Origin of the sequence: Ketobacter sp. (genome assembly GCF_003671495.1) — a bacterium.
Taxonomy (GTDB): Bacteria; Pseudomonadota; Gammaproteobacteria; order Pseudomonadales; family Ketobacteraceae; genus Ketobacter.
The window spans coordinates 183,936-207,483 of sequence record NZ_RCHN01000043.1; the positions used below are offsets into that span (position 1 = coordinate 183,936).

The window sequence follows — 23,548 nt, forward strand, 5'->3', positions numbered from 1 at the left end:
AGACATTCGCAATTCTTCCCCCCATGACGCGGCAAACGGGTCTACACTTAAAGGCAACATAGAACGAGCGACAGAGAAAAGCAGCAGCGCACGCAACACAACAACAAGAATGGATTCGGAGAACGCTTCATGAACGGAGCACCGCACATTGATCTGGTGAACGTGGACACTGCAGCATTACCGGCCCCGTCGTCGACGCACCAAGCGCCGTGCGAAGCCTGTGAACTGCAGACGCAGTGCCTGCCAGCCTCACTCAATGCCACCTCCGACAGCCAGCGCCAGCACCTGTTGCGGTCATTGGTAAGGCAGCTGCAGGCCCATCCCCTCAGCCAGCAATACCTGTTCCGCCAAAGCACGCCGTTCAATACCCTCTACATTGTGCGCTCCGGCGCCGTCAAAACGATTCTGCTGGACAGCAGCGGCTGCGAGCAGATCACCGGCTTTTACTATCCCGGCGATCTGTTTGGGCTGGATGGAATCAACACACATCATTACGCCACCACGTCAGTGGCCCTGGGACAGGCCTCGGTGTGTGCGGTGGATTTTTCCCGCCTGGAGCGGATCAGCACCTTTGTACCGGCATTGCAGCACCACATCTTCAGGATGATGGCCCGGGAGATTGAACGCAATCAGCGGATGATGGCCGTGCTTAACCATAAGTCAGCCGACCAGAGGGTGGCCTTTCTGCTGCTGCGATACGCTTTGCACTTGCGCCGCTTGAACCAACCCATCCAGCAGTTCTCGATCCCCATGTCGCGCCGCGACATTGCCAGCCATCTGGGTCTGGCGGTGGAAACCGTGAGCCGTATCCTGTCCCGGCTGCAACGCCTGGCGCTGTTCCGAATCGAGGGCCGCCAGGTGTATGCGTTGGATCTGGCCAGGTTGCAGGCGCATTTCGAAGCCGTGGAGCCCCGGCTGCCATCACCGCACTCTCCTCAGTAGACTTCAAATAATCCGGCCGCCCCCATACCACCGCCGATGCACATGGTCACCACCACATACTTGACGCCACGACGCTTGCCTTCCAACAGCGCGTGCCCCACCATGCGGGCGCCGCTCATGCCGAACGGATGGCCGATGGCAATGGCACCGCCGTTCACATTCATGCGCTGGGGATCAATCTCCAGCTTTTGTTGGCAATAGATCACCTGGGAGGCAAAGGCCTCGTTCAATTCCCACAGACCGATGTCGTCCACCGACAGGCCATGGCGGTTGAGCAGTTTGGGCACAGCAAACACCGGGCCGATGCCCATCTCGTCGGCCTTGCAACCGGCTACCGCCAAGCCCCGATAAGCACCTAGCGGATTCAAGCCCAACTGTTCTGCCCGCTTGGCCTCCATCAGCAGGGAGGCCGCCGCGCCATCAGACAATTGCGAGGCATTGCCGGCGGTGATGCATTTACCTTGTTTCACCCAGTGGCCGTCTTTCCAGACCGGTTCCAGCGCCTGCAAACTTTCCAGGGTGGTGTCCGGGCGGTTGCACTCATCCTGGTTCAGGGTCAGGGTTTCATAGTGGGTTTCTTTGGTTTCCTTGTTGAAATTGGCCTTGGTCACCGTCATGGGAATGATTTCATCGGCGAACAGGTTGTGCTGCTGAGCGGACGCCGTACGTTGCTGACTCAACAACGCATACTCATCCTGCATCGCGCGGGAGATTCCATAGCGTTCTGCCACAATCTCAGCGGTCTCAATCATGGGTATGTAAGCAGTGGGATCGATGGCGGTTACGGTTTTCGATACATTGCGAAAGGTGTTTTTATGCTTGTTCTGGGTGAGGGAGATGGATTCCACGCCGCCGCCGATGCCCACATCGTATTCGTTGCACATGATGCTTTTGGCCACGGTGGCGATGGACATCAAACCGGATGAGCATTGACGTTCTATGGCCATGCCCGCTGTGGTCTCCGGCAGGCCGCCCGCCACGGCACAAAGCCGGCCCAGGTTATAGGCCTGGGTGCCCTGTTGCGCAGCGGCGCCGAACACACAGTCTTCCACCTGTTGCGGATCGATACCGGCTTTGGTCACCACGGCATTGACGGTGGCACCACCCAGTGCCGGCGCCTCGGTGTCATTAAAGGCTCCCCGGAAAGATTTGGCCAACGCCGTACGGGCAGTGGCAACAATAACGGCTTCGCGCATATCAATTCACCTGCAATTCTGTTGTGTGTTGAATAAATTCATTCAGGATAGTTACGGGAAATAGTTACGGGAAATAGTAACGGGAGATGGTATCCACTACGCAGGCGGGCCGGGCTTCGCCTTCGATTTCCACGGTGACCCGGATCACCGCCTGTACGCCACCTTTCACCTGCTCCGCGGCCACCAATTCGCCCACGCCACGCACCCGGGAATTGACTTTCACCGGGGCGGGAAACCGTAATTTATCGGCGCCATAATTCACCCCCATGCTGATGCCCTGCACATCGACGATCTGTGGCAGGAACATATTCACCAGCGACAAGGTGAGATACCCGTGGGCAATGGTGCAGCCGAAGCTGCCCTGCTGGGCTTGCTCCGGGTCCACGTGAATCCATTGATGATCACCGGTGGCATCAGCGAACAAATTAATGCGTTCCTGGTCTATGGTGAGCCAGTCGCTGACGCCCAGTGCCTGTCCCACGGAGGCTTCCAGATCCAGGGGCGATTTGAATACGGTGGCTTTGGTTTCAGTTTCAGTTGCATTGATTACAGCAGACATGGTGTGTCCTCTCGATTTGGTTCTGCACTAGGCATGCTGGCTGGAACAGGAAACGATTTCGCCGGTCATGTAACTGGAGTAATCCGACGCCAGGAACATCATGATGTTGGCGATCTCCCAGGTTTCCGCGCCCCGGCCGTAGGCCTCCCTGCCTTCCAGTTGCGCCAGCAATTCCGCCGGAGCAGATTTTTTCAACATGGGATGCACCGCCAGAGATGGGGACACCGCGTTAATGCGCACACCGAATTCGGCGGCCTCCAACGCGGCACAACGGGTTAATGCCATCACACCGGCTTTGGCGGCCGCATAATGACTCTGTTCTTGCTGCGCCCGCCAGCCCAACACCGACGCGTTATTCACGATTACGCCGCCCTGACCCCTCTGTTTCATGGCGCGCAGCATGGCCCGGGTCATGCGCATGGTGCCGTTTAGGGTCACATCGATGACCTTGAACCACTCGTCGTCATCCATTTCAATCAAGGTGCGGCTGGTGCCCAGGCCGGCGTTGTTGATCAGCACATCCACGCCCGCGAGTTTATCTTCGGCAAACGCGATCAGGGCCTGCACGTCGTCTTCCAGTGCCACATTGGCCACCTGGCCGAACACGGCTTCCAACCCGGTTTCCGCTTGCAGGGTTTGCACCGATTGCTGCAGGCGACCTTCATGAATGTCACTCAGCACAATACCGCGACAACCTTCCTCCACCGCCTTTTTGGCCGCGGCAAATCCGATGCCCGCCCCCGCAGCCGCGGTGATCAGGACGGATTTTCCTGCCAACAATTGGTGCCCGGCCACATAGGTGGGGTTATGAATATCCATGATCTGCTCCTACTGGGTTCCTGCTGTGGTGGGTTTGGGTTCTTTCGGCATACCCAGCCCGCGCTCGGCAATGATGTTGCGTTGTATCTGGTTGGTGCCGCCGTAAATCGTGTCAGAACGCACAAACAGGTACATGGCCTGTAAGCGGCTCAATTGATAGGGTGCGCCTTCCAGGATCTGGCTTTCCGGCCCCAGCACGTCCATGGCCAGTTCACCCAATTCCCGGTGCCAGGTGGCCCAGTACAATTTGTAGATCAGGGCTTCCCGCTGCAGGGCACCGTCACTGCCGGCCTGGCCCGACAACATGCGCATGGCGTTGTAGCGCATGATTTTCAGTTCCGTATGGGCCTTGGCAATGCGCTGCCTCAAAACCGGGTCCTGCGCAGCGCCGTTCTGCTGGGCGATGCGCAGGATGTCGTTGAACTCATTCTGGAACTGCATCTGCTGACCCAGGGTGGAAACACCCCGCTCAAAACCCAACAGGCCCATGGCCACCTTCCAGCCATCGCCGGGCGCCCCCACCATATCGTCGGCAGCGCAGACCGCGTCATCAAAAAAGACTTCGTTGAATTCGCAGGTGCCGGTGATCTGCTGAATGGGACGGACTTCCACTCCCGGCTGATCCATTTTCACCAGGAAGAAGCCCAGCCCCTTGTGGGCGGTTGAATCCGGGTCGGTGCGGGCAATGACAAAACAGTAGTCCGCTTCATGAGCCAGGGAGGTCCAGACTTTCTGCCCGCTGATCACCCATTGTTGGCGCGCGCTGTCAAAGCGGGCTTTGGTTTTAACGTTGGCCAGGTCGGACCCGGCCCCGGGTTCTGAATAACCCTGGCACCAGAGTTCCTTGCCACTGACGATGCCAGGCAGATATTTTTGCTTTTGCGCCTCGCTACCAAAGGCGATGATGGTGGGACCGGCCAGGCCTTCGCCGATGTGGCCCACCCGACCGGGTCCACCGGCGCGGGCATACTCCTCGTGAAATATCACCTGCTGCTCAATGGAGCAGCCACGACCGCCCACAGACTTTGGCCAGCCGATACAGGTCCACCCACCCTCTGCCATTTTCTGTTCCCAGGCATGGCGCTGCTCGTGGAACATGTGCTCATCACCGGGGCCGCCACGAAAGCGGATGGCTTCAAATTCGCCGCACAGATTGCGTTGCAACCAACCAGCAATCTCTTCACGAAAGGCTTCGTCTGCGGCGCTGAATGTCAGCTTCATCGGGCCGCCTCCTGATGCAAGTCTGCTTTGTCCAACCGTTCTGTATCCAACAACAGCGACGCCAACCGTTCACGGTGCCAGGCGGCGTTGCCCAGGTAGTGTTCCGAGGCTTTGGCCCGTTTGAAATACAGGTGCACATCGTATTCCCAGGTAAAGCCCACACCGCCGTGAATCTGAATGGCCTCACCTGCGTTTTTGAAATAGGCTTCGGAGCAGTAGGATTTGGCAATGCTGGCAGCCTCGGCCAACGCCGCTGTGTCGCATGGAGTGTTGCATAGGGAGTCGCATGAGGTGCCGCTCAAGAGGTCATCCAGGGCCTGCTGTGCGATGCAGGCGGCGTAATACACCCCGGAGCGAGCCACTTCCACCCGCAACATCATGTCCGCTGCTTTATGCTTGATGGCCTGAAACCCGGCAATGGGGCGGCCGAACTGGGTACGCTCCTTACTGTAGGCCACGGTCATATCCAGCAGTTGCTGGGCGCCGCCCATTTGTTCTGCCGCCAGGGCGATGGTGGCCAGATCCAGAATGATTTGCAGGGTCTGTCCGCCGCGGGCATCTCGCGGGTCACCCAAGCGCTGTTCCGCTGGAACGCGCAAGCTGTTGAGGGTGATGCAGCCCTGGCGGCGGGTTTGGTCCATGGTGGGCAGAGCGCTACGTTCGATACCCTCAACCTCAACCTCAGCCGCCGCAGCCACCACAAACAACGCCACGCCCTCTGCGCCGACGCTGCCCACTTGCCTCGCTGTCAGAATCAGGATATCCGCCGTGGTGGCATCCAGTACGTAGCGATATTCCCCGTTCAGTACATAGCCGTCTGCCGTGTGCTGCCAGGTGGCCTCCACCGCCGCTGCATGCCAAGTGCCGCCCCGCTGCGCCAGCGCGTTACCACCAAAGGCGAGGGTTGCGGTTTTGCCTGCCATCAGTTCAGGCAGCCAGGTTTGTTTTTGTTGTTCCGTGCCCGCCACCAGCAGTGCGTTGGTGGCCAGCCCCACACTGGCAAAGAACGGCGAACACAACAGGAAGCGCCCCATCTGTTCCTGCATGGCCACCAGTTCCACATAGCCCAACCCCATGCCGCCATAAGCTTCCGGTGTGTGAATGGCCTGCCAATACAGATCCTGACAGATACTCTGCCACAGCGCCGGATCATAGCCTTCTACGCTCTCCATGGCCGCTCGAATGGCGTTGCTGGTGGAGACTTCCCGCAGAAAGGATTCCGCGGTGTCGCGGATCATGTTCTGCTCTTCAGTGAATGCGAACTCCATGGTGACCGGTTCTCTTCTGTTTTGAATAAAAAAGGGGAGCGCCGTAACGAGGGATTGAGTTACGGGCCCCCTAACCCAAACTCTAGGCGCCGTACACCGCTTGTGCGGGCGTCTCCTTGGTTAACAGCTCATCCATGGCAGCGGACAGTTCGGCCGGTTTCCAGCGGGCCCCTTTATCCACGCCTTCCGTGGTGCGCCAGCCGTCCGCAATGGAGATCTTGCCGCCGGCCACTTCGAACACCCGACCGCTGACGCTGCGGGATTCCTCACTGCACAACCACACCACGAGGGGTGCCACGTTGGCGGGATCATAGAAGTCGAAGCCACCGTCTTCCGGCTTTTTCATCATGTCGGCGAAGACGTCTTCGGTCATGCCGGTGCGGGCCGCCGGGGCCAGGGCATTGGCGGTGATGCCATAGCGACGCAGTTCAGCTGCCTGATTCAAGGTCAACGAGGCGATGCCGCCTTTGGCAGCGGCGTAATTGGACTGGCCGATGGAGCCGTTCAAGCCGGCACCGGATGAGGTATTGATGATGCGGGCGTCCACCGCCACACCTTGCTTGCTTTGGTCGCGCCAGTAATGCACCGCATGGCTGCTGATGCAGAAGTGGCCTTTGAGATGCACCGCCATCACGGCATCCCAATCCGCTTCGGTGAGTGAGGCAAACATGCGATCCCGGCAGATGCCCGCGTTATTGACCACGGCGTGCAATGTTCCGTAGGTTTCCACTGCCTGTTGTACGGCGTGACGGGAGTCTTCATAGTCGGTGATATCGGAGGTGTTCACCACGGCGCTGCCCCCCTGTGCCACAATGCTGTCCACGGTGGCCTGGGCTGCTGCCTCATTGATGTCGTTCACGATGACCTTGGCGCCTTCGGCAGCCAGCGCTTTGGCGTAAGCGGCTCCCAGGCCACCACCGGCTCCGGTGATGATCACCACTCGGTTTTTGCAAAGCTCTGTGTTTTGTTCTGTGCTTGGTTCTGAAGTTGACATGTTCTTTTGCTCCGGTAATCTCAGGCTAAATTCAGTTCTAAATGGGCCCGGAAGCGGCGGTTTTAGAGTTCAAGAATCGCTGCAAGCGCATCCCCGCGCGCTCGACAGCGGCCGTCCTTGGCCGCTGACGTTCTTGAATTCCAAACTGAAGACCGCCTCGTCCATCGGTATTCTTAACCTACCTTACAGCCGCTCAATAATGGTCACGTTTGCCTGACCGCCACCTTCACACATGGTCTGCAAACCGTAGCGGCCACCGGTGCGTTCCAGTTCATGCAGCAGCGTGGTCATGAGTTTGGTTCCGGTGGCACCCAGGGGATGCCCCAGGGCAATGGCGCCGCCGTTCACATTGGTTTTGGCGTGGTCATAACCGGTTGCTTGCAACCAGGCCAGCGGCACGGAGGCAAAGGCTTCGTTGATTTCCACCAGGTCGATGTCCTGCAGCGACATCCCGGCTTTTTTCAGCGCATACCCCGTGGCCGGGATCGGTGCCGTCAGCATCCAGATAGGGTCTTCCGCCCGCACGGAAATGTGGTGAATGCGGGCGCGTGGCGTGAGGTCGTACCGTTTCAGGGCCGCTTCGGACACCAACAACATGGCGGAGGCGCCGTCGCAGGTTTGCGAGGACACCCCAGCGGTCACTTTGTCACAGCCAAACAGGGTTTCCAGCTCCGCCATTTTGTACAACGAGGTGTTGCGGGGTGTTTCGTCCATGGTCACCCCTTCCAACGGCACGATCTCGCGATCAAAGCGGCCTTCCGCGATGGCACGCAGTGCCCGCTGGTGGGATTCGTAAGAGAATTCTTCCAGCGCGCGGCGGGACAGGTTCCACTTGTCGGCAATCATTTGTGCAGAGCGAAACTGGGTGGGCGGCTGGTCGCCATAACGGGCCACCCAGCCTTTGGAACCGGTGAAGGGATCGCTGAAACCCAGGGGCTCCGCCGCCATCATGGCCGAGGATATGGGAATCTGCGTCATGGTCTGGACGCCGCCAGCCACCACCACATCCATGGTGCCGGATAAAATGGCCTGGGCCGCAAAGTGCACGGACTGCTGGGAAGATCCGCATTGACGGTCGATGGTGGTGCCAGGCACTTCGTCGCTGAGCCCGGCGGCCAACCAACAGGTGCGGGCGATGTCACCGGCCAGGGGGCCAATGGTGTCCACGCAGCCGAAGATCACGTCTTCGTATTCGTTGTCGGGAATGTTGTTGCGTTGCACCAGGTGTTTTAATACGTGGGCACCCAGGTCGGCACCGTGAACATGGGCCAGGCCCCCTTTGCGCTTGCCGGTGGGGCTGCGCAGTGCATCAACTATGTAGGCTTCAGCCATGGTAATTGCTCCTAAGTCTTGTGTGATTCAGCGCACTGAACCCGTTCAGAGGCGAAGTTCCGTTCGGATGAGAATCGCTACAAGCACATCCCTGTGCGCTCGACAGCGGCCGTCCATGGCCGCTGACGTTCTCATCCGAACGGAACTTCGCCTCTTCTCTCATATCGTGCTCAACCCTGCTCACCAAAGGTCTTATCGGCCCCGATCTTGGCGTTCGGATTCATCAACCATTGATGCAAACGGTTTTTGTGGAAGCCGGAATGGCCCCAGAATTTATCCAGTGCCCAGGCCCGCTTCATCCAGATATGCAGGTTGCACTCCCAGGTGTACCCCATTGCGCCGTGGGACTGGATGCAGTTTTTCGCCGCCAGCAGGGCAGCCTCACCCGCCGCCACCTTGGCGTGGGATACGGCAAAGTCCGCGTGCACCGGCCGCTGGCTGACGGTGTACGCGGCACGATACAACGCCGGTTTGGCGAACTCGGTCTTCACCGCACAGTTGGCCATGTGGTGTTTCAACGCCTGGTTACTGCCGATGGCCCGGCCGAATTGGGTACGATCCGTGGTGTATTGCACCGTCATCTCCACCATGGCTTCGGCCAAACCGATAAGTTGGGCCGCTGCCCCCAGGGCACCGCGATTGAGGGTGGCCGCCAATGCAGCCACACCGGGCGCACCATTCACCAGGCGGGTTTCCTCTTCCGGACGCCATTCGACTTTGAACAGTCGCCGACTGGGGTCCACACTTTGCATTGGAATCAGTTTCACCCGTTCCCGTTCGACCAAGTGAAATTCGTTGCCGTTGGGCAGCAACAGGTAATCCGCCACGTGGGCGTCGCTGACGGTGGGGTTCACCGCATGCCCCACGGCCACCCGGCGTTCACCGGTTGCGATTTTTTCCAACAGACTGGCGCAACGGGTATCGCGCTCCGCCTGGCAGGCCAGCAGCGGGGTCGCCACCAACGCGGTTTCCACCAACGGCTCGGCCAGCGCCACACGCCCGCATTCCTGTGCCAGCAGTACAAAATCCAGTTCGTTCATGCCCAGGCCGCCGAATGCCTCCGGCACCAACATGGCGGGCAATCCCAAGTCCACCATCTGTTGCCACAAGGTATCGTCGCGCCCGCTGGCGCTGTCCCAACCACTGCGCAGGCGCTCCGGAGTCACCTCACTGTGCAGAAACTGTTTTACGTTATCGCAAAACACCCGTTGATCATCGCTGAAAGTAAAGTCCATGCCGGGCTACTCCATCACTTATTTGCGTGGCATGCCCAGCAGACGCTCGGCAATGATGTTGCGTTGAATTTCATTGGTCCCCGCGTAGATGGGGCCGGACTGGGCAAACAGAAAACCGTCCATCCAATGACCGGTATCCGTTTCCGTTTTGGCATCCGGCAACAGCTCCGCGTTGCTGGCCAGAATACGCATGGCCGTCTCGTGCATGTGCTGATCCAGTTCCGACCAGAAGATTTTATTCACGGATGCTTCGGAACCAATCTTGCCGCCTTTCATCAGGCGCGAAGCGGTTTGATAGGTGGAGAGCGCATACGCTTCCGCATCCATGAAGGATTTCACCACTGCGTCCTCCACACTCAGGTCGAGGATGTCATTGGCATGGGCCCGATACAGGGCGACCAGTCGTTTGGCGGTTTCCTGAAAACGGGCCGGACTGCGCAGCATTAAGCCCCGCTCGAAACCGGCGGTGGCCATGGCGATGTTCCAACCCTGCCCTTCTTCCCCCAAACGATTGGCAACCGGCACCCGCACATCATCAAAAAAGATTTCAGCAAAGCCCGGCAGGCCATTTAATTGGGGAATGGGGCGCACGGTGATACCCGGCGCATCCAGCGGCACCAGCACGAACGACAGACCGTGGTGGCGCTCGGAATCCGCATCCGTACGAAAAATACAGAACACCCAATCGGCAAACACGGCCCGGGTGGACCAGACTTTCTGGCCATTGATCACGTACTCATCCCCGTCGCGAATGGCTTTGGAGCGAATCGCCGCCATATCGCTGCCGGCGCCCGGTTCCGACCAGCCCTGGGCCCACATTTCATCACCACTGGCCATACGGGTGAGAAAGCGCGCTTTCTGCTCCGGTGTTCCGTATTCCATCAGGGTGGGCCCCAACAGGAAAATACCGTTCTGGTTCACTCGGAGCGGGGCCTGGGCGCGATAGTATTCCTCTTCGAAGATCAGCCACTCAATCAGGTTGCAACCGCGGCCGCCGTATTCCTTGGGCCAGGTGACCATACCCCAATTGCCCTGGGCCAGGGTTTGCTCCCACTGCCGATGCTGCGCAAAGCCTTCCGCCGTATCAAAGGATTGCAGCGGTGTGACGGGCACATTGGCGTCTAACCAGGCGCGAACTTCATGGCGAAAGGCAATCTGTTCCGGTGTGTAATTCAAATCCATACGCTGCGGCCCCGCTTAGGATGTCTGGTCAAAGTTGGCGTCGCGTTTTTCCACAAACGCATCCCGGGCCTCCTGGGAATCCTCCACCGTATAGGCCTGCAGGGTGAAGCCCTGTTCCCAGCGGTACTTGTCTTCCAGACTGCCATCTTCAATGCCGGTGAGGGCCTCTTTGGCCAGCTGAATCATGGGGGAACTTTTGGCCGCGATGTTTGCTGCCATGTCGAGAGCGGTCGTACGCAGCTCCGCTAACGGCACCACCCGTTCCACGGCACCCAGGCGCCAGGCTTCCTGAGCATCAATAAACTCACCGGTGTAATACATGTAGCGGACTTTCTGCACCGGAAACATGCGTTGCAGATGGGCACCGCCGCCCATGGCACCGCGATCCACTTCCGGCACACCAAAGCGGGCACACTCTGCAGCCACAATGATGTCCGCCGCGCCGGAAATGCCAATACCACCACCCAAAACAAATCCATGCAGGGCCACAATCACCGGTTTCGGATTCAGGTGAATGGATCGAAAGGTGTCGTAGTTGCCTTTGTTCACCGCCACAATCTTGCTGCTGTCCGCCGCCAGTTCCTTGATGTCCACCCCGGCACAAAACCCTTTGCCTTCAGCCCGAATCACAATGACTTTCACCGCCGGGTCCTCACCCAGCGCATCCAGGCGTTTGGATATGGCCGCCCACTCCTGACTGTTGAACGCGTTCACCGGCGGTTTGCAAAACACCAGTTCGGCGATCCCGTTTTCAATTGCTGTTTCAAAGGCCATGAAAAGTCTCTTTTGGTTTTTGGTATTCGAATTTGACGGCCGCGGGGCGGACCGCATCCAGTGGCGCAAAACGTTCCAACACCTGTTCTGCCTGCGTCACGATCCGTTGCATCAGTTCAGCCACACTGGGCAAATCATCGATGGTGCCGGCGATCTGGCCGCTGGGCAGAATGCCCTGCTGGGGATGCCCCTTCACCATGGCCTCCTGGATCATCATGGGAGCGTTCGCAGCCATCAGGGTTTGACCCAGGGTCATGCCATTGCTTTGTTTCATCTTCCAGGCCGAGCCGAGCATGCCGAGCAACGAGCCACCGGTGAGTTTGGTAAAGGCCAGCCCATTCATCACGGCCAGCCACAACATCCCCATTGGGGTTTTACTTTCCAGTTGCTGCAGACATTGATTCATGATCATGCGTTGCGGCATACCATCCAGTTTTTTGCTGACAATGATGCGTTCGGTCACCGACTTCAGGTATTCCTGTTTGGTGTTCTCCGGCACCGGGCATTCCCGGGTCAGCAAGAAGCGCGTCCCCATGGCAATGCCTTCTGCACCGTAGGACAACGCCGCCATCAGACCACGACCGTCCTTGAAGCCACCGGCCGCCACCACCGGAACCGCCAGCGCGTCCACCACCTGCGGCAATAAAATATTGGAGGACACCGAGCCGGTATGACCGCCCCCTTCTCCCCCCTGTACCACCACCGCATCCGCCCCCATTTCCACCGCTTTCACCGCGTGCTTGAGCGCACCCACCGTGGGTATGCACACCACACCGGCGGCTTTCAGTTTTTCCACCATGGCTTTGGCCGGTGACCGACTGTAGCTGACGGCCTTGACCCCATGATCGATGCACAGCTTAATGATGTCGGCCGCACCCGGTGCATACATATGGAAGTTGACTCCAAACGGCCGCTGGGTTTTTTGCTTGATGGCCAGGATGCCCTGCTCCACCTCGGCCGGTGTCATCACGGCTCCGGCCAGAAAGCCGAAGCCGCCGGCATTGCAGGTGGCCGCCACCAATGTGGGGTCGGCTACCCAGCCCATGGCCGTCTGGATAACGGGATAATCACAGCCTAACAGCTGGCACAGGCGAGTGTTTAATGCGGGATGCGTCATGATGCAGGTTACCGTTTCAAAATCACTGAAGAGCCGTGACCAAACAGCCCCTGATTGGCGGTGATGCCCACCTGCGCATTATTCACCTGCCGGGCACCGGCCTGACCGCGCAACTGCCAGGTCAACTCACACACCTGGGCGATGGCCTGGGCGGGTACCGCTTCGCCGAAACAGGCCAGACCACCACTGGGATTAACCGGCAGACGGCCACCCACTTTGGTCACGCCGTCCCGGACCAGCCGGGCTGCCTGACCCCGTTCGCATAACTGCAGATCTTCCATCCAGTCCAGCTCCAGTGCCGTGGACAGGTCATAGACCTCCGCCACACTCACATCCTGTGGACTGATACCGGCTTCCTCGTAGGCTTTTACAGGCAGCGCGGCACGAAAGCTGTGCGCCTCAACCACCGCAGCGGAATCCGTGGCAATATCCGGCATTTCAATCACCGCCGAGGCATAAGTGGGCGTGACCGTGGAAATGGCCGCCACTTTCACGGCATCACCGCGACCGATTTTGCGGGCGTACTCCAGACTGGACACCACCAGGGCAGCACCGCCATCGGAGGTGGCGCAGATATCCATCAGGCGCAACGGGTCCGCCACCATATTGGAGGCCGCCACATCATCGGCGGTGAATTTCTTGCGGTAACGGGCGTTGGGATTCTCAAATCCATGCTCGGCGTTTTTCACTTTCACCCGGGCAAAATCATCCTGGGTATCGCCGTACATTTCCATACGACGTCGGGCATACAGGGCAAAGTACGTCGGGTTGGTGATGCCCAAGCGAAACCGCACCCAGTCCGGATCGTCCGGGCGCTCACCCTTTTGCGGAGCCAGGAATCCTTTGGGCGTGGTATCCGCACCCACCACCAGAGCCACCTCACAGGCACCGGACAATATTTTACTGCGCGCCGCCGCCAACGCCTGGGAACCGGAGGCACAGGCAGCGTAACTGGTATTCACCTCCGCCCCCTGCCAACCCAGGGCCTGGGCGAAGGTGGCGCCGGCCACGTAACCGGGATAACCACAGCGCATGGTGGCCGCACCGGAGACAAAACCGATGTCCTGCCAGGCCACGCCGGAGTCCGCCAGCGCATCGCGGGCGGCTTTCACCCCGTACTCGGTAAAGTTGCGGCCCCATTTCCCCCAGGGGTGCATACCCACCCCTAAAATCGCAATATCATGACTCATGGTGATTACTCGCAACGGGTTTCCACTTCCAGGTGATGTGTTCGGCGCTGTCATCCTCAAACAAGGTGTCCAGCACCAGCTCCATCTCCATACCGGCCTTCAGGTCCGAAGGATTGACACCGGCCACCACCTGCCCCAACACGATCATTTTCTCTTTGGCCAGTTCAACGGCCGCAATGGTGAAAGGCACAAAAGGCTCAGCGGCCACATACGGCGGCGGTGGTTGATATTCCGCATTGGTGAAGGACCACACTCTACCGGTGCGGCTCAGTTCCACGTCGTCAAACTGCTCGCCGTCGCAGGCGGGGTTTTTGCAAAAATGCCGGGCCCGCGGAAAATAATAGGTCCCGCAACGGTTGCATTGATTGCCAATCAGGTGGGGCTGGTCTTGATTCAGGGTGAACCAGCCCTCCAGGGCCGGTTGCCTTGTTTTTGTGCCAGCTGCCGCGTTAGTTTCTTCACTCATGTCGTCACCGCTGTAATCGAATTGTCGTGCGCTTGGGCTACGCCGTTCCCTATAGCATCAGCGCCGGTCCCCCGGGGGGTTATCCTTGATTTGTTTAGCGCGGAAGTTCAGCGGGTCCAGTTGCCCGATGATGTTCATTTGCAATGGGGTGGGCGCTGTGGTCAGCGGCACCTCACCGGCCACGTGCACTTCAAAGCCGGTGTTATCCAGCACCTGCTCCACAGTCACCCCGGGATGCACGCTCAACAACTGCAACATGTGATTGGGCCCGTTCCAGTCCATCACACACAGGTCCGTGATCACGCGACGGATATCGATGTCGTCAAAACGGTATCCCTTGGGCAACCGCGCCGGGTTATAGCCGATGGAACACACCACATCGCATTCGTCCTCCACAAACACCCGCTTGCTGTGGGCCGGAACAAAAAAGGAATTGGCGTGATGGATGGAGTTACCGGGAAACCCCCGCGCGCCCAGCATCTGCACCTTGGGTTGCTGATAGGTGCCCCCCAGCGCCGAGATATTGGTCTGGCCATAGCGATCAATCTGGGAAGGCCCCACCAGGGCATGACGCTTGCCGCTCCACACGTTGTCAAAAATACGGGAAAACCCCATCCAGGTTTCCTGGGCCTGGCCCACATGGCCCTTGTCTTGGGAGGGCTCGCGCCCGCTCACCGGATTGGGTTCACTCAACATAAAGGCTTCTGAATCCGTCATCATCATGTCGGGATTACAGGTCTTCATGGCCAGGCTGGCCGCCAACCGGGGCAACAGGCCAATACCGGTCGCCAGAATTTCGCCGTCGTCGCGAAACGCTTCGGCCGCGGCACAGATCATCAACTCCGCCAGGCTGTAGTCCGGTAATGCGTCTTGTACTGTCTGATTCATGGTGTTGTCCCGCTTATCCTTTTTTGATTCTGCAACTGCCTGGATTTAGTAAACCGGAAGCGGCAACCTGCGGATGGCCTCCAGGCCGCCCACGGATTGCTGGTATTCTTCTTCACTGGCACCACCTAAATACTTGTCGCGATAGGCCGCAAAGCCGCCGGCCTTGACCGAGTCGGCGTACTCCTTGAAGTGCCGGACATCAAAGCCATAAAAAGGGTTGCAGGAAGAAGGATGGGCACCGCCGGGAATAGGCACTACGCTGTGGGTATTAGAGCGTTCCCAGAACACCTGGCGCGCTTCTTCCCCATCGTAGAAGTAACCCGTCGCCACCAGCTCTTCGCAACTGACGATGGTGTGTTTGGCAGCCCGCGCAAACCAATCATCCATGTAGTGGTCGGGGCCCTTGATCTGACACACACCACGGGCATCGGCACGGTCCACATGCAGCAGCGACACATCCAGATTCAACGCCGGCATGGCCACCCACTCCTTATCGTCGTAGGGACTGTCCACCCGCTTCAAATCAGGACAGTTTTTGATGATGTCGGTGCCCAGGCCAATTGCCGTTGGAATAAAAGGCAGGCGCCAGGCAGCGGCCCGCAAGCCCAACAACATCATGCCCTCATCCACTTCCATGACTTCGATATCACCCTGCTGTCGGGCAACGCGAAAATACGGTTCCAGTGGAATAAAATCCAACGACACAAAGGCATACACCAGTTTCTTGACTTTGCCGGCCGCACAGAGCATGCCCACATCTGCGCCACCGTAGGACACCACAGTGAGATCCCGTACGTCACTGCGCAGCAGTTCACGTATCAGCGCCATGGGCTTGCGCCTTGGCCCCCAACCACCAACCCCGATGGTCATACCACTTTCGATGTAGCGGATGGCCTCTTGCGCGGACTGCACTTTATTCATCGATAGAGTCTCTCGTTTCCACGTATTCATGATTCCCAGTATTCGCTTGGCGGGCCTGATCTTTTCCCAGACAAATCGGGCAGTTAGCCACCATTCAACCGAGTAAAAAAACTTGCCTGAGTGCTTATTGGGCATTATGGGAATTTTGCCTGTCACTAAAATCGTCCAAGTGGACTAGGACACCCAGGGGCCGTTTCGATACTTTTTTCCTAACACTAAACGCTGGATAAAACAGGCAACAACAACCATGCAGACCGCTGTCAGCACCATTCCGCAACTGGTGGATCAGGCCGCCCGACACTACCCCGACGCCCTGTTCCTGGAAGAGGGGCGCACCCGCATTTCCTTTGGTGAATTTGCCCATCAGGTGCGCGCTGTGGTGGGGTCCTTGATGGCGTTGGACATACGGCCCGGAGACCGGGTAGCGGTGTGGGCACCCAACATCAGTGAATGGGTCATAGCGGCCATCGGCGCCCAATGCGCCGGTGCGGTTCTGGTAACCCTGAACACCCGTTATAAAGGCAGCGAAGCCGCCTACATTCTGCAGCAAAGCCGCGCCCGCCTGCTGTTCTGCATTGGTGAGTTCCTGGGTTGTGATTACCCGGCACAATTACAGGGGGAGTCACTACCGGCGCTTGAGCATCGCGTTGTGTTGCGGGCCAGCAGTGAGGCCAATACACAGGCCAATAGCACCCAAACCTGGGAACACTTTCTGGAGCTGGGCACCGGCATCAGCGCAGCCACCATCCAACAGCGCATGGACAGCGTCAGCGAAACACATCTGTCCGACATCCTGTTTACGTCCGGCACCACCGGACACCCCAAAGGCGTGATGACCCGTCACGAGCAAAATCTTCGCGCCTTTACCCATTTTGCCGACATCGTCGGACTGCAAACCGGCGATCGCTACCTGGTGATCAATCCGTTCTTCCACAGTTTTGGCTACAAAGCCGGGATTCTGGTGTGCCTGCTGAAAGGGGTGACGCTGTTGCCCCACGCGGTATTCAATACCGAGGCCATTCTGCAACGCATCAGTGACGACCGAATTTCCGTCTTGCCCGGACCACCCACATTGTTTCAATCCCTGTTGGCCCATCCCCAATTGGAGCAGTTCGATCTGTCTTCATTGCGCCGGGCGACCACGGGCGCCGCTGTGATTCCGGTGGAAATGATCCGGCAGATGAAATCCCGCCTGGGTTTTGAAACGGTGATTACCGCCTACGGCCTCACTGAAAGCTGCGGCCTGGTGACCGCCTGCCGCCAGGGAGACAGTGCAGAAACCATTGCCACCACCTCTGGTCGCGCCATTCCCGATGTGGAAGTGCGCTGCGTTGATCCCCACAACCAGGAAGTGCCCCGGGGTGAGCCCGGTGAGATCGTGGTGCGGGGTTTTAATGTGATGCAGGGTTACTTTGAAAACGAACAGGCCACCCGCGACAGCATCGACGCCGACAACTGGCTGCACACCGGCGATATCGGCGTGATGGATGCGGCCGGCAACCTGAGAATCACCGACCGACTGAAAGACATGTTCATCACCGGCGGCTTCAACTGTTATCCCGCTGAAATCGAAAAAACCATCGCCAACCACCCGGACATCATCATGAATGCCGTCATCGGGGTGGCGGACGAGCGCATGGGGGAAGTGGCCAAAGTCTTCGCGGTGCGCAAAGACAACAGCACCCTGACCCCGGAACAACTGATCGCCTGGTGCCGGGAGCACATGGCCAATTATAAAGTGCCGCGCCAGGTGGCGTTCGTGGACAGCCTGCCCATGAATGCTTCGGGTAAGGTACTGAAGACTGAACTGCGGGCGCTTTCTTAGTGGATCGCAGGCATTAACGCGCCCATTTTTGCACTCTTTCATTGCACCAAACCATTGCACCCAACAACTGCACCAAACAAAGGAATAACAAGATGAACATACACAGCCTGGGCTACATCGGAGTGAACTGCACGGACCCGAAGCATTGGGTGGACTACGGTACCAGGGTGCTGGGCATGATGGATGTGTCGGCGCAGCTCAGCCGGGATGATAGCGTGTATTTGAAAATGGATGACCGGCCCTGGCGCATTGTGGTGAACAAGGCCGACACCGACCGCTACGCGTTCAGTGGCTGGGAACTGGCCGGCGAAGATGCCTTCACTGCTGCGCTGCATACCCTGGAGCAAAAGGGCGTCGCCTTCGAGCGGGGCAGCCGCGATCTGGTGGCACAACGGGGGGTGCAGGATCTGGTGAGTTTTTCTGACCCGGACGGCAACCGCCATGAACTGTACTGGGGCCCGGTGTCCGACTTCGCTCAATTCGCCTCCCCCGTTGGCATCAAGTCCTTCATCACCGGTGACCAGGGGTTTGGCCATGTGGTTCTGCCCACACCCGGCTTCGACAGCTGCTACGAATTCTATAAAAACGTCATGGGGTTTGCGGTTTCCGACCTGATGAAAGTGCGCTTCACCCCGGACCCGACCGAGCCGGAAAAGCGCCTTTACTTCATGCATTGCAATCAACGCCACCATAGCCTGGCCATTTTTGAAAGCCCCATGCCCGCCGGTTGCGTGCACGTAATGGTGGAAGTGGACCGGGTGGATGAAGTGGGACGCGGCCTGGACCGCATGAAAGCCCACAACATCAAGCTCACTGGCACCCTGGGCCGCCACGCCAATGACCACATGGTGAGTTTCTACATGGCCACTCCATCCGGCTTCATGCTGGAGTACGGCGCCGAAGGCCGTACGGTGGCGGACTGGAGCCGGTATTCCCCCTTCCAGAGCACCGTCAACAGCTTCTGGGGGCACGATTTCAGCGTGGGTATGGAATAGCAGGCCATTCGAGCTAGGCCATTTGAGGTAGGACATTTCCGCGGCCGGTTGCGACGATAGCATCAGGACAACAGAAGAGTAACGTACCATGACTCAGTCTCACATGACTCAGACTCAGATGAATCAGATCCCGTCGCAGGTAGATCAGAAAGCGTTTCGCAACGCCCTGGGACAGTTCGCCACCGGCGTCACCGTGATCACCACCCTGGACAACCAGGGCAACAAGATCGGCATGACCGCCAACAGTTTCAGCTCGGTCTCCCTGGAACCCATGCTGGTGCTCTGGAGCATTGCCCGCTCATCCAACGCCGTTGATGAATTCACCAACGCCGACCGCTTTGCCATTCACGTACTCCATGCCGAACAACAGGCCCTGTCCAACCAGTTCGCATCCAAATGCGAGGATCGATTTTGCAATGTGGAACACGAAGAAGGCCTGGGTGGCGTACCCTTACTGAAAGACTACAGCGCCGTCTTTCAATGCCAGACGGAACACCAGTATGACGGTGGCGACCACATCATCATCGTGGGCCGGGTTATGGCCTTCGACAACCGTGGCCTGCCCCCCCTGATTTTTCATGCCGGTCGCTATGCCGATCTGGAATTGCCCGTCGCTGTGTAGCACCGCAGCGAATCAATAACAACCAGCGAGAATCACCATGACAGCACAACAACAGAACCTGCAGGACGTCACACCGGAGCTGATCATCCAACGGGCCAAGGACATGATTCCCTATCTGCAGGAGCAGGCACCCCGCGCTCAGGCGGAGCGCAAAATCCCCGACGCAACCATTGCCAAGATGCAGGCGGCCGGATTCTTCCGGGTGCTGCAACCCAAACGCTGGGGCGGCTATCAGATGGATCCCCAGGTGTTCTTTGAAGTGCAAATGGCCCTGGCCGAAGGCTGCATGTCCACCGCCTGGATTTACGGGGTCATCGCCGTGCATAACTGGCAGATTGCCCTGTTTGACCTGCAGGCCCAGGAAGACGTGTGGAAAGACGACACCAGCGTGCTGATCGCCTCCTCCTATATGCCGGTGGGCAAAGTGGAGCCGGTGGACGGTGGCTTCAAATTCAGTGGTCGCTGGGCCTTCTCCAGCGGTTGCGATCATTGCGACTGGGTATTCCTCGGTGGCGTGGTGCCACCCACGGCAGACAACCCCAACCCGGACTACCGAACGTTCCTGGTCCCCCGTGGTGACTTCAAAGTGCTGGACACCTGGCACACCTTCGGCCTGCAGGGCACCGGCTCCAACGACATTGTGGTAGAGGACGCCTTCGTTCCCGAATACCGCACCCACAGTTCCCTGGACGGTTTCCGCGGCACCAACCCCGGCATTGATTCGAAAGAGATCCCCCTCTACAAGATTCCTTTCGGCCAGCTGTTCCCGCGGGCAGTGTCCAGCTCCACCATCGGTGCCACCCAGGGGGCCATCAACGCCTATCGTGATATCGCCTCCAAGCGGGTTGGCAGTAACAGCGGTTCCAAAACGGCAGAAGACCCCCATGCACAAATGGCCGTATCCCGCGCCCAGGCCCTGGTGGACCAACTCAAGCTGCGCCTGCTGCAATCCTTCGATCAGCTGATGGCGGATGCCAACGCCGGCAACCCCACCGATATCAACCAGCGCATTCAATACCGCTACGAATCCGCAGCGGTGCCGGAAGCCTGCCTGGCGGAAGTCTTGGAACTGCAGAAAATGTGCGGCGGTCGTGCCATTTTCACCAGCAGCCCCCTGCAGCGTTTCGTGCTGGACATTCTGGCGGGGCGCGCCCACGTGGCCAACAACCCCTACCAGTTCGGTCGCAACTACGGCGCGGTGCAGTTGGGCCTGGAAAACACCGACTTCTTCCTGTAAGCGGGTGCGGCCATGACCATGAATCTGTCACCCCGTGTGGTATTGGTTACCGGCGCTTCCCGTGGCGCCGGCAAGGGCATTGCCCAGGCGTTTGGTCGTCTGGGCGATATTGTGTACGTCACCGGACGCAGCCAGAAAGAAGGGGATGCCCCCCTGCCCGGCACCGTGTATGCCACGGCGGAATCCGTCACCAAACTGGGTGGTGTGGGTGTACCGGTGATCTGCGATCACAGCGACGACGCCCAGGTGGAAAAACTGTTTCAGCAGATTCAGGACGAACGTGGACAGCTGGATATTCTGGTGAACAACGCCACCTGTCTGCATGATGACCTGGTGATTCCCGGCCCGTTCTGGGAGAAGGCACTGGCGCTGGTGAACATTCTGGATGTGGGCTTACGCTCCAGCTATGTGGCCAGCTACCACGCGGCCAAAATGATGGCACAGCAAAACAGCGGCCTCATCGTCAACACCAGTTCCCCGGGCGCCGCCTGCTACATGCACGGCCCGGCCTACGGCGCCCAGAAAGCCGGCAGTGACAAGATGATCTGGGACATGGCACAGGACCTGAAAGCCTTTAACGTCGCCTGCGCCTCCATCTGGATGGGCGTGCTGAAAACCGAACGGCTGGACGCGGTCATGGCCGCCGACCCGGAAAAATACGCCGCGTTTTTCCAGATGGCGGAGTCGCCGGAATTCACCGGCCGGGTGATTGATGCCTTGTACCGGGATAAACATTTGATGGAAAAAACCGGCCAGGCTTTTATCGGTGCCGAGATCGGCCAGGAACTGGGAGTGTGCGATGTGGACGGTTCGCAGCCTCAATCCCACCGCGACATGCTGGGCGGACCGCTGACGTACAACCCGGCCGTGGTTCAGTAAAAATTCAGTAAAACTCAACAACGCTTCCAACATTCAACATGAGCAGAACACTATGACTGTGCCAGCCAAACCGCAAAGCCAACAACTCAAAGTGCTGGATGACCTCAGTATCCACTATTGTGAATTGGGTCCGGCCGACGGCTATCCGGTGATGTTTTTGCAGGGCAGCGGCCCCGGTGCCAGCGGTTGGCTGAACTTCCGCTACAACGCCTACGCCTTTGCCGAAGCCGGATATCGCGCCATCATTCCCGACCTGCCGGGGTTTGGCGACAGCGACAAACCGGACACCGATTACACCCTGGATTTTTTCGTCAGCGCCGTGATGGGAATGGCCGACCAACTGGACCTGCCCCGCTTTGCCCTGGTGGGCAACTCCCTGGGTGGTGCCATCAGCCTGGGGTTGGCATTACAGCACCCGCAACGGGTCAGTCATTTAATCCTGATGGGCTGCGGCGGTCTGGAAGACCAGATCACCTACTTTCAGACCATGCCCGGCATTCAGGCCATGACCAAGGTACCGCTGGACTCCCCGGACTTCACACCGGCCTACCTGAAAGAGGTGCTGCAACTCATCGTGTACGATCCCGGGTTCATCACGGATGAGCTGATAGAAGAACGCTTTCGCGTTCTCAAAACCCAAAACAGCAGCGTATTCAAACGCATGGTGATTCCCAATCTGACGGATCAGTTAGCCCGCATCACACAGCCCATCCTGGGATTCTGGGGCGGCCAGGATCGCTTTTGTCCGGTCTCCGGCGCGGAGAAAATCGTCACCCATTGCCCGGATGCCCAGATGATCACCCTCAGTCGGTGCGGCCACTGGGCCATGATCGAACACGCCGATTTATTCAACCAACGCAGCATTGAATTTCTGGAATCCAACCCGGTATGAGCCTGACACCCCAACAACGCCAACACCTGGGCGAAGAACTGTTCCATGCTTTGAGCGCAGGGCAAACCCTGGTGCCCCTTACCGAGCGATTTGAGCATATTGATATCGAGGACGCCTACCACATTTCCCAGGCCATGCTGCGGGCACGCCTGCATCACACCAAAGAAACCGTAGTAGGAAAGAAAATCGGGGTGACGTCTCTTGCCGTACAGGAAATGCTGGGCGTGTATCAGCCGGATTTCGGCTTTCTCACGTCGAATATGGAAATCCCAAACCGAGGCGAGTGCCCCATCGCCGGTCACCTGATCCAGCCTCGGGCCGAAGCAGAAATTGCCTTTCTGCTGAAACAGGATTTAAAAGGGCCAGGCGTTACCGAACAAGACGTACTGGCAGCCACCGAATGCATCATGCCCTGCTTCGAAATCGTGGATTCCCGCATTCAGGATTGGAAAATCAAAATCCAGGACACCATTGCTGACAACGCCTCCTGTGGTGTCTACGTGATTGGAGAGGAACAAGCCAATCCCCATGAAGTGGACCTGCCCAACCTGGAAGTCACCGTATTCAAGAACGGCAACAAAATCAGCAGTGGCAAAGGTTCTGCCGTGCAAGGCAACCCACTGACCGCGGTGGCCTGGCTGGCTAATACTCTGGGGGAATTCGGCATACCGTTCAAATCGGGGGAAGTGATTCTCTCCGGCTCACTGGTACCTCTGGAGCCCGTGGTACCAGGGGACAAAATGCATATGGAGCTGTCGGGAGTGGGCAGCGCCACGATAACGTTTCGTTGAGGCTTTACGCTGCACGCACAAAGCACAGGGCAGCCGCAGGCCAAGTGTCATGACGATGACACTGCCACCGTCCTCCGCGCCCCTAGCCCGGATTTCTCATAGTGCTCCAACAACCTTCGCAGACCAAGCCTGGTAGTGCCAGATCCGAGTGGTCATGGTCGAAGTTGGCGATTATTTAGCCAGTTTCCGGCATTCAGGCACAA

The 23,548-nt window shown here is 58.5% G+C and carries 23 protein-coding genes; 8 read left to right on the forward strand and 15 right to left on the reverse strand.

Features of this window, described 5'->3' with window-relative positions; translation table 11 throughout:
* Positions 1-129 precede the first annotated feature (129 nt).
* A complete protein-coding gene (locus D9N14_RS19940; RefSeq protein WP_290583069.1) occupies positions 130-942 on the forward strand; it encodes a helix-turn-helix domain-containing protein in 813 nt (270 codons plus the stop codon).
* Here D9N14_RS19940 and D9N14_RS19945 read toward each other — a convergent pair.
* The 15 genes from D9N14_RS19945 to D9N14_RS20015 all read right to left on the reverse strand — a co-directional run bounded on the left by D9N14_RS19945 (position 936) and on the right by D9N14_RS20015 (position 16,104).
* Entirely contained in the window at positions 936-2,138 is a 1,203-nt protein-coding gene (locus D9N14_RS19945) for an acetyl-CoA C-acyltransferase (protein WP_290583071.1), read from the reverse strand. The two genes, D9N14_RS19940 and D9N14_RS19945, sit on opposite strands and share 7 nt — an antisense overlap.
* 64 nt (positions 2,139-2,202) lie before the next feature.
* On the reverse strand, positions 2,203-2,697 hold the full coding sequence (locus D9N14_RS19950) for a MaoC family dehydratase (RefSeq protein WP_290583073.1): 495 nt from the start codon (positions 2,695-2,697) through the stop codon (positions 2,203-2,205).
* Positions 2,698-2,724: 27 nt separating this feature from the next.
* Positions 2,725-3,516, reverse strand: coding sequence for an SDR family oxidoreductase (locus D9N14_RS19955; RefSeq protein WP_290583075.1), 792 nt, complete (start codon positions 3,514-3,516; stop codon positions 2,725-2,727).
* A 9-nt stretch (positions 3,517-3,525) separates the two neighbouring features.
* Positions 3,526-4,737 carry an acyl-CoA dehydrogenase family protein gene (locus tag D9N14_RS19960; protein ID WP_290583077.1) on the reverse strand — a complete coding sequence of 404 codons (1,212 nt, stop codon included), beginning with the start codon at positions 4,735-4,737 and terminating at the stop codon, positions 3,526-3,528.
* On the reverse strand, positions 4,734-6,005 hold the full coding sequence (locus D9N14_RS19965; protein WP_290583079.1) for an acyl-CoA dehydrogenase family protein: 1,272 nt from the start codon (positions 6,003-6,005) through the stop codon (positions 4,734-4,736). Before D9N14_RS19965 ends, D9N14_RS19960 begins: the two co-directional genes overlap by 4 nt.
* An 82-nt stretch (positions 6,006-6,087) precedes the next feature.
* Entirely contained in the window at positions 6,088-6,999 is a 912-nt protein-coding gene (locus D9N14_RS19970) for an SDR family oxidoreductase (protein WP_290583081.1), read from the reverse strand.
* Positions 7,000-7,182: 183 nt separating this feature from the next.
* Positions 7,183-8,331, reverse strand: a complete 1,149-nt coding sequence (locus D9N14_RS19975; protein WP_290583083.1) for an acetyl-CoA C-acetyltransferase — start codon at positions 8,329-8,331, stop codon at positions 7,183-7,185.
* A 170-nt stretch (positions 8,332-8,501) separates the two neighbouring features.
* Positions 8,502-9,566: an acyl-CoA dehydrogenase family protein gene (locus D9N14_RS19980; protein ID WP_290583085.1), complete on the reverse strand. Its 1,065-nt coding sequence runs from the start codon at positions 9,564-9,566 to the stop codon at positions 8,502-8,504.
* 18 nt (positions 9,567-9,584) lie between these two features.
* Positions 9,585-10,748 carry an acyl-CoA dehydrogenase gene (locus D9N14_RS19985; protein WP_290583087.1) on the reverse strand — a complete coding sequence of 388 codons (1,164 nt, stop codon included), beginning with the start codon at positions 10,746-10,748 and terminating at the stop codon, positions 9,585-9,587.
* A gap of 15 nt (positions 10,749-10,763) precedes the next feature.
* Positions 10,764-11,522 (reverse strand): enoyl-CoA hydratase family protein, encoded by a 759-nt coding sequence (locus tag D9N14_RS19990; RefSeq protein ID WP_290583089.1) that lies wholly within the window; start codon positions 11,520-11,522, stop codon positions 10,764-10,766.
* Positions 11,512-12,639, reverse strand: coding sequence for an NAD(P)H-dependent flavin oxidoreductase (locus D9N14_RS19995; RefSeq protein WP_290583091.1), 1,128 nt, complete (start codon positions 12,637-12,639; stop codon positions 11,512-11,514). Before D9N14_RS19995 ends, D9N14_RS19990 begins: the two co-directional genes overlap by 11 nt.
* 8 nt (positions 12,640-12,647) lie before the next feature.
* Positions 12,648-13,829: a lipid-transfer protein gene (locus D9N14_RS20000; RefSeq protein WP_290583093.1), complete on the reverse strand. Its 1,182-nt coding sequence runs from the start codon at positions 13,827-13,829 to the stop codon at positions 12,648-12,650.
* Positions 13,819-14,295, reverse strand: coding sequence for a Zn-ribbon domain-containing OB-fold protein (locus tag D9N14_RS20005; RefSeq protein WP_290583095.1), 477 nt, complete (start codon positions 14,293-14,295; stop codon positions 13,819-13,821). Before D9N14_RS20005 ends, D9N14_RS20000 begins: the two co-directional genes overlap by 11 nt.
* 57 nt (positions 14,296-14,352) lie before the next feature.
* On the reverse strand, positions 14,353-15,183 hold the full coding sequence (locus D9N14_RS20010) for a CoA-transferase subunit beta (RefSeq protein WP_290583097.1): 831 nt from the start codon (positions 15,181-15,183) through the stop codon (positions 14,353-14,355).
* A 45-nt stretch (positions 15,184-15,228) separates the two neighbouring features.
* Positions 15,229-16,104 (reverse strand): CoA transferase subunit A, encoded by an 876-nt coding sequence (locus D9N14_RS20015; protein WP_290583099.1) that lies wholly within the window; start codon positions 16,102-16,104, stop codon positions 15,229-15,231.
* Between the two features lie 247 nt (positions 16,105-16,351).
* On the opposite strand from D9N14_RS20015, the gene D9N14_RS20020 reads away from it, so the two are divergent.
* The 7 genes from D9N14_RS20020 to D9N14_RS20050 all read left to right on the forward strand — a co-directional run bounded on the left by D9N14_RS20020 (position 16,352) and on the right by D9N14_RS20050 (position 23,345).
* The gene (locus D9N14_RS20020) at positions 16,352-17,929 is read left to right on the forward strand and encodes a FadD3 family acyl-CoA ligase (protein ID WP_290583101.1); all 1,578 of its coding nucleotides are present in this window, start codon (positions 16,352-16,354) and stop codon (positions 17,927-17,929) included.
* Between the two features lie 92 nt (positions 17,930-18,021).
* Positions 18,022-18,924, forward strand: a complete 903-nt coding sequence (locus D9N14_RS20025; protein ID WP_290583103.1) for a VOC family protein — start codon at positions 18,022-18,024, stop codon at positions 18,922-18,924.
* Positions 18,925-19,012: 88 nt separating this feature from the next.
* Positions 19,013-19,546: a flavin reductase family protein gene (locus tag D9N14_RS20030; protein WP_290583105.1), complete on the forward strand. Its 534-nt coding sequence runs from the start codon at positions 19,013-19,015 to the stop codon at positions 19,544-19,546.
* A 37-nt stretch (positions 19,547-19,583) separates the two neighbouring features.
* Positions 19,584-20,783: a flavin-dependent monooxygenase gene (locus tag D9N14_RS20035; RefSeq protein ID WP_290583107.1), complete on the forward strand. Its 1,200-nt coding sequence runs from the start codon at positions 19,584-19,586 to the stop codon at positions 20,781-20,783.
* A 12-nt stretch (positions 20,784-20,795) separates the two neighbouring features.
* Positions 20,796-21,662, forward strand: coding sequence for an SDR family NAD(P)-dependent oxidoreductase (locus tag D9N14_RS20040; RefSeq protein ID WP_290583109.1), 867 nt, complete (start codon positions 20,796-20,798; stop codon positions 21,660-21,662).
* 52 nt (positions 21,663-21,714) lie between these two features.
* Positions 21,715-22,554, forward strand: a complete 840-nt coding sequence (locus D9N14_RS20045; RefSeq protein ID WP_290583111.1) for an alpha/beta fold hydrolase — start codon at positions 21,715-21,717, stop codon at positions 22,552-22,554.
* Positions 22,551-23,345 (forward strand): fumarylacetoacetate hydrolase family protein, encoded by a 795-nt coding sequence (locus D9N14_RS20050; protein WP_290583113.1) that lies wholly within the window; start codon positions 22,551-22,553, stop codon positions 23,343-23,345. The genes D9N14_RS20045 and D9N14_RS20050 overlap by 4 nt, the downstream gene beginning before the upstream one ends.
* Positions 23,346-23,548: the final 203 nt, after the last annotated feature.